The following is a 1,051-nucleotide window of genomic DNA, read 5'->3' as shown; positions in this document are numbered from 1 at the left end:
CTGGTATCCGTACAGAGCGGTGACCAGCCAGTTCACCAGATACGTGGCGGTGTAACAGCGGTCGTAGGTCTGATGCCGGTCGAAGAAATCGGCTTCGTCCTGCGACAGCTCGAACCCGGAGGAGACAGCGAGGCCGTAGTCCGTGAAGTAGAGGCGCTGGCCGTCGGTCAGGATGTTCTCGAAGTGCGCGTCGAAGTGCAGGAGCCCGCGGCTGTTCATGAACGCGGTGCCGGCTGCCAGGTCCCTCTCCACCGTGGCGCAGGCTCGGTTGGTGGTCTCGTCTCCTGCTTCGACCTGGGTGCCCAGCCACTGGTGCAGGTTCTGCGGGATGTACTCCAGGAACAGCGCGACGCTCGCCGAGGACTGCTGGAGAGCCTCGATCCGGCGGCGCACCTGCGATCCGCCGCCCCAGTAGGCGACAGCCCGTTCGATGTCGGCCAGTTCATCGGGCAGGGGCATTGAGCCCGGCAACACCCGCCAGTGGTACATCAGGGGGAAGCCCTCGTATTCCGCCGCGAGCACCCAGTTCGTCGTCATGGTGTGCACGGCGAGCTCTCGCCAGGCCCCCCAGCCCGGCCAGCCGATGGTCCCAATGCCGTACTGGCAGAAGACGGGCAGCTCGAAAAGATTCGCCGTGGACCGGACGTGCTCAGGTTGCCTCTCCGGATCGGTGAGAGGCACCCGCTTCACGAAGACCGGGGTTCCGGCGACCTCCAGCAGGGCCGACTTCCCGCCGATGCCGGATCCGATCGGCACGGCCGTGTCCACGAGCTCGCGCAGGGCGCGATCACTGCACAAGGCCAGGGATGTGGACACGGCACTATGGGCGGTCAGGCGCGCACCGCGCGACATGTCAGGGCACTTCACTGTGGCCTCCATCTGGGTGCCGAACTCGATTCTGCAATGGCTACGCAGTCCCGCCGAGTGCGACGACGCGTCGCTCTGCGTTTTGGCCTCCGGAGCGGGCAGAGGGCGCCCAGGATCCGTGTGTGACGACAGAGTACTGGTCGTGGGAGGCGGCCACGAGAGCGCTGGCCAGTGCGGCGAGGGG

General features: G+C 66.6%; 1 protein-coding gene. It reads right to left on the bottom strand.

Annotation, left to right across the window (positions count from 1 at the left end; all coding sequences use genetic code 11):
- Window positions 1-852, bottom strand: an 852-nt coding sequence (locus ACZ3IC_RS34200; protein ID WP_467422633.1) for a protein kinase family protein, incomplete at its 3' end; no start/stop codon positions are given.
- Window positions 853-1,051: the final 199 nt, after the last annotated feature.

It is taken from the genome of Streptomyces sp. NPDC002958, assembly GCF_055563255.1.
This window is presented reverse-complemented; position numbering and strand designations above follow the sequence as displayed.